Origin of the sequence: Mycobacterium sp. (assembly GCF_035640695.1) — a bacterium.
GTDB lineage: Bacteria > Actinomycetota > Actinomycetes > Mycobacteriales > Mycobacteriaceae > Mycobacterium.
In genome coordinates, this window is sequence record NZ_DASQVQ010000180.1 from 1 (window position 1) to 5,676 (window position 5,676).

Consider the following 5,676-nt stretch of genomic DNA (forward strand, 5'->3'; position numbering starts at 1 on the left):
ACGAACATCGACGTGAACGAATTGATCCGGATGCCGTAAATATGTGTGGCCGCGTCGTTGCGCAGTAGCTCCACCCAGAATCTGCCGACGCAATATGCCGCGACATAGAGCGCGAACAGTCGGCCGTGACCGATCTTGAACCGGCGATCGACCCATATCAGCAGAACGAAAACGAAGAGATTCCACAGTAGTTCGTACAGGAACGTGGGATGCACGATGCCCACTACCTGACCCGTCGACACCCCGTTCAACGAGTTGGGCGCACCGGTGGCGTCGTGGCGTTCATAGATCTTGAGCCCCCATGGCAGGGTGGTTTCGCGGCCGTATAGTTCTTGGTTGAAGTAATTGCCGAGACGTCCGATCGCCTGGGCGAGGATGATGCCCGGCGCGATCGCATCACCGAAGGCCGGCAACGGAATGTGATGGCGTCGACACCCGATCCAGGCGCCGACTGCGCCGAGCGCCACCGCACCCCAAATACCCAGGCCGCCGTCCCAAATCTTAAGCGCCGCAACGGCGCCCGCACCCCCCTCACCGAAATACATTTTGAAGTCGGTGATCACGTGGTACAGCCGGCCACCGATCAGTCCGAACGGCACCGCCCACAACGCGATGTCATAGATGACCCCGCGTTCGCCGCCCCTGGCCGCCCAACGGCGGTCGCCGATGAGCAGCGCCGCGACGATCCCGATGATGATGAAGAACGCATACGCCCTGATCGGCAGCCACCCGAGGTGCCACACTCCCTGCGGCGGGCTCGGGAACGACGCCAAGTACTTCACGCCGAAATCCTCTGCCGCACTCCATCGGCCAATTCCTCCGTCAGCGCATGCACTGCCCCGAGACCATCTGCCAACGCCGTCACCAGCGCGGAGCCGACGATCACCGCGTCGGCGAAGCCCGCGATATGTGCGGCCTGATCACGGGATCGCACGCCCAATCCGACACCGACCGGGATGTCTGAGATCTCCTTCACCCGGCGCACCAATTCCGGCGCGGCCCGAGACACCGCATCACGTGCACCGGTGACGCCCATCGTCGATGCCGCGTAAACGAATCCCCGCGAAGCCGCGACCGTATCGGCCAGCCGCTGCGGAGTCGACGACGGCGCCACCAGGAAGATCCGGTCCAGCCGATGCCGATCGGACGCCGCAATCCATTCCGAAGCCTCATCCGGGATGAGGTCAGGCGTAATCATGCCGAAACCGCCGGCCGCGACGAGATCGCGGGAAAAAGCGTCGACACCGTAATGCAACACCGGATTCCAGTAGGTCATGACGACCGCGCGGCCGCCGGCATTGCTGATCGCCTCAACAGCGGCCAACGTATCGCGTACCCGGACGCCGCCGCGCAGCGCCGCCTCCGTCGCCCGGGCAATCGTGGGGCCATCCATCCCCGGATCCGAATAGGGCACGCCGACCTCGATGATGTCGCAACCCGATTCGACCAGCGCGGTCATCGCCGAGATCGACGTCGGCACGTCCGGATAGCCGGTGGGCAGATAGCCGATCAATGCCGACCGGTCATGTTGGCGGCACGACGCGAAAAGCTCGGCCAACCGGCTAGATTGAGCCACCAGCCCTGCCTTCGTCGTCGAGCAACCCGAACCACTTTGCCGCCGTCGCGACGTCTTTGTCGCCGCGCCCGGAAAGGTTCACGACGATGATCGAACCCCGACCCAGTTCGGCACCCAGTCCCAGGGTGCCGGCAACGGCGTGCGCCGATTCGATCGCCGGGATGATGCCCTCGGTCTGGCACAGCAGCCGGAAGCCGTCCATTGCCTCAGTGTCGGTGACCGGCCGGTACTCCGCCCGGCCGGTGTCCTTGAGCAATGCGTGCTCCGGCCCAACGCCCGGATAATCCAATCCTGCAGAGATCGAATGCGATTCGATCGTCTGCCCGTCGTCGTCCTGCAACAGATACGAATACGATCCCTGGAATGCACCGGGCGACCCACCGGTGAATGTCGCGGCGTGGCGGCCGGATTCGACGCCATCGCCCGCGGCCTCGAACCCGACCAGCCGAACGCCGGGGTCGTCGATGAACGCGTGGAAAATTCCAATGGCGTTGGAGCCACCGCCCACGCACGCGGTCACCGCGTCGGGGAGCCGTCCGGCCTGGGCGCGGATCTGTGCGCGCGTTTCGAGCCCGATCACCCGCTGAAAGTCACGGACCATCATCGGAAACGGGTGCGGGCCCGCCGCGGTGCCGAAGCAGTAATACGTCCGATCGGCATTGGTCACCCAATCCCGGAACGCCTCGTTGATCGCGTCTTTCAGGGTCTGAGACCCCGACTCGACCGATACCACCTCGGCGCCAAGCAACCGCATCCGCGCGACGTTCAGCGCCTGACGCGCGGTATCCACCGAGCCCATGTAGATGACACATTCCAAGGCGAGCAGCGCGCAGGCGGTCGCCGTCGCGACACCATGCTGGCCGGCACCGGTCTCGGCGATGACCCGGGTCTTGCCCATCTGCTTGGCGAGCAGCGCCTGGCCGAGCACGTTGTTGATCTTGTGAGACCCGGTGTGGTTCAGGTCCTCTCGCTTCAAATAGATCCGCGCACCACCGGCGCGCTCGCTCAACCGGACCGCTTCATACAGCGGGGACGGCCGCCCGGCGTAGTGCCTCTGCAGCCGGTCGAGGCGGTCCAGGAAGTCCTGGTCGGTGCGAGCCTTCTCGTAAGCGGCCGTGACCTCCTCGATGACGGCCATCAACGCCTCGGGCACATACCGGCCGCCGTACACGCCGAAATGACCACGGGCGTCGGGATCGTGAGTCGTGGGTTCGGCGACGGCCGCGCTGGAACGCGGTAGTTCGACGCCGGCGATATCGGCCACTTTGCTAACGTGCGGGTTTCGGGCAGGACGGATGCGTACCAGCGGTCACCAGATCCGCGACGGCGCTTCGTGGGTCACCGCTGGTCACCAAGCCCTCGCCGACCAGCACCGCGTCGGCGCCGGCACCGGCGTAGGCCAACAGGTCGGCCGGTCCACGGATTCCGGATTCGGCGATGCGGATCACGTTGGTGGGGAGCCCGGGGGCGATGCGCGCGAAGCAATCCCTATCCACTTCAAGCGTTTTCAGGTCGCGGGCATTCACCCCGATCACGGTCGCGCCGGCTTGCAGGGCCCGGTCGGCTTCCTCTTCGGTGTGCACTTCGACCAGGGCAGTCATGCCGAGCGACTCCGTTCGGTCCAGCATCGACACCAGCGCCGACTGGTCGAGCGCCGCGACGATCAGCAGCAGCATGTCGGCGCCGTGGGCACGGGCTTCGTGAATTTGATACGGCCGGACGATAAAGTCCTTGCGCAACACCGCCACCGACACCGCCGCACGCACCGCATCCAAATCATCGAGCGAGCCGTTGAACCGGCGCCGCTCGGTGAGGACGCTGATGATTCGAGCGCCACCGTCCTCGTACGCCCGGGCAAGTTTGGCCGGATCCGTGATGGAAGCCATTTGTCCGCGCGACGGGCTGGCGCGCTTGACTTCGGCGATGACACCGACACCCGGTGCGCGCAACGCCGCCATCACGTCTATCGGCGGCGGCGCATCCTTGGCGGCGGCCTTGATCTCGGCCAGCGGAACGACGGCCTCGCGGGCGGCAACGTCGGCGCGCACTCCCTCGATGATGGAGTCGAGCACGGTGGCCGAACTCATTGCCTGTCGGCTCCTTCCTGAAGCGCCCCCGCCGACGCGCGATCCCATATCACCGAAAGGGTAACCGCCGCTTTCACGCCACCCCTCACCGACCCTCGGTGTTCGACTCCCGGGTAGGGTCGCTCCCGACGTCGATGGCATCCCACATCATCCGTTCGCTCATGGTCCCTCGTGAATCAGCACGTATCGCCGCGGCGCGCCGTTCACCCGGTGAGGCGTACCTCACGGCCCGCCCCTTGACCGCCGCGCGCATCAACAACACGGCGGCCAGCAGCACGCAGACCGCGGCCGCCAGGGTCAGGACCGCGCCGGCGTAATGGCGCTCGCTGCCGACCAACGACGCCACCGGAACGTCCGTCAGCCAGGCGGCTCGCACCGCGACGTCGTGAAGTACCCATAACGTGATCGCGAGGTAGGCCATGCCCCCGCTGGCCAACCCGACCAGCACCGCCAGCAATCGAAGTAGCCAGCCGCGCACGGCGAGCGCGGCGACCGCGGCGGCAAGCAACAACACCGCCAAGGGCACCAGAGCCGTGGACCACGACGCCCCGGACAGCGTCACCGTTTGTGGCTGACCCAGGCCGGCAAACGTGCGGATAACCACCCACGGCAGGCGCGAGGCCACCCACAGCGCAGCCCCGGCAACCACCAGCAGTAACTGTGCAAGCCGAATTGTCATGGTTCGGTGCGCGGCGGGCTGAGCGTCTGCGCCGCGGCGATCGCGTTCAACACCGCCTTGGCCTTGTTGGCGGCCTCGGTGTACTCGTACGGTCCGTTGGAGTCGGCGACGACGCCGCCGCCGGCCTGCACGTATGCCGTGCCATCGCGCATGAGCGCGGTGCGGATCGCGATCGCGAAGTCGGCGTTGCCGGCAAAGTCCAGATACCCGACCACCCCGCCGTAAAGCCCTCGCCTGGTCTGCTCGACTTCCTCGATGAGCTCCATCGCCCGGACCTTCGGCGCGCCCGACAGCGTGCCGGCGGGGAAGCAGGCGGTGACGGCGTCCAGCGCGGTGCGGCCTTCCGCGAGCCGGCCGGTGACCACCGACACCAGGTGCATCACGTGGCTGTAGCGCTCGATGTGGCTGTAGTCGTCGACCCGCACGGTCCCCGGCTTGCACACCCGGCCCAGGTCGTTGCGGCCGAGGTCAACCAGCATCAGGTGCTCGGCGCGTTCCTTGTCGTCGGCCAGCAGCTCCTTTTCGAGCAGCAGGTCCTCTTCCTCGTTCTGGCCCCGCCAGCGGGTACCGGCGATCGGATGCGTGGTCGCCCAGCCGTCCTTCACCGTGACCAACGCCTCCGGACTGGACCCGACAATCGAAAAGTCAACGCCGCCTTCACGATTGGGTATCTGCAGCAAGTACATGTACGGGCTCGGGTTGGACACCCGCAAGATGCGGTACACGTCGATCGGGTCGGCGTCGGTGTCCATCTCGAACCGCTGCGACGGCACCACCTGAAACGCCTCACCGGCCTCGATCTCACGCACGAGCCGGTCGACGATCGCGCCGTACTCCTCGAGCGTGCGCTGGGAGCGATGCAGCGGCTCCGGCCGGTTGAAGGTGGCCACCGTCGACGGCAGCGGCTGGCCCAGCGCCTCGGTCATCACGTCCAGCCGTTTGACGGCGTCGTCGTAGGCCCAGTCGACGCGTTCGTCGGTGCCGTTCCAGTTCACCGCGTTGGCGATCAATGTGATCGTGCCCTCGTGGTGGTCGACGGCCGCGACGTCGGTCGCGAGCAGCAGCACCATGTCGGGCAGCCGCAGGTCGTCGAGCGCAAGCGACGGCAACCGCTCGAGCCGCCGCACCATGTCATAGGCGAAAAAGCCGACCAGTCCCCCGGAGAGCGGCGGCAATCCGGGCACCTCGGCGGTGGCGAGCAGGTCCATGGTCGCCCGTAGGGCCTGCAGGGGGTCCCCACCGCTGGGCGCGTCCTGCGGCGTCACCCCGAGCCACACCGCCTCGCCGTTGTCGACGGTCAGGGCCGACGGGGCACCGGCTCCGATGAATGACCA

6 protein-coding genes are annotated in these 5,676 nt (G+C 66.7%); all 6 read right to left on the reverse strand.

The window, feature by feature from the left end:
- Positions 1 to 782: prolipoprotein diacylglyceryl transferase (gene lgt, locus VE759_RS21245; protein WP_324936120.1), on the reverse strand; the 782-nt coding region annotated here is incomplete at its 3' end.
- Positions 779 to 1,576, reverse strand: coding sequence for a tryptophan synthase subunit alpha (gene trpA / locus VE759_RS21250; protein WP_324936122.1), 798 nt, complete (start codon positions 1,574 to 1,576; stop codon positions 779 to 781). The genes lgt and trpA, both read right to left, overlap by 4 nt.
- Complete coding sequence (trpB, locus tag VE759_RS21255) at positions 1,563 to 2,840, reverse strand: tryptophan synthase subunit beta (protein ID WP_324936124.1); 1,278 nt, start codon at positions 2,838 to 2,840, stop codon at positions 1,563 to 1,565. Before trpB ends, trpA begins: the two co-directional genes overlap by 14 nt.
- A 4-nt stretch (positions 2,841 to 2,844) precedes the next feature.
- A complete protein-coding gene (gene trpC, locus VE759_RS21260; RefSeq protein WP_324936126.1) occupies positions 2,845 to 3,663 on the reverse strand; it encodes an indole-3-glycerol phosphate synthase TrpC in 819 nt (272 codons plus the stop codon).
- An 85-nt stretch (positions 3,664 to 3,748) separates the two neighbouring features.
- A complete protein-coding gene (locus VE759_RS21265) occupies positions 3,749 to 4,342 on the reverse strand; it encodes a TIGR02234 family membrane protein (protein WP_324936129.1) in 594 nt (197 codons plus the stop codon).
- Positions 4,339 to 5,676: anthranilate synthase component I (locus VE759_RS21270; protein WP_324936130.1), on the reverse strand; the 1,338-nt coding region annotated here is incomplete at its 5' end. The genes VE759_RS21265 and VE759_RS21270, both read right to left, overlap by 4 nt.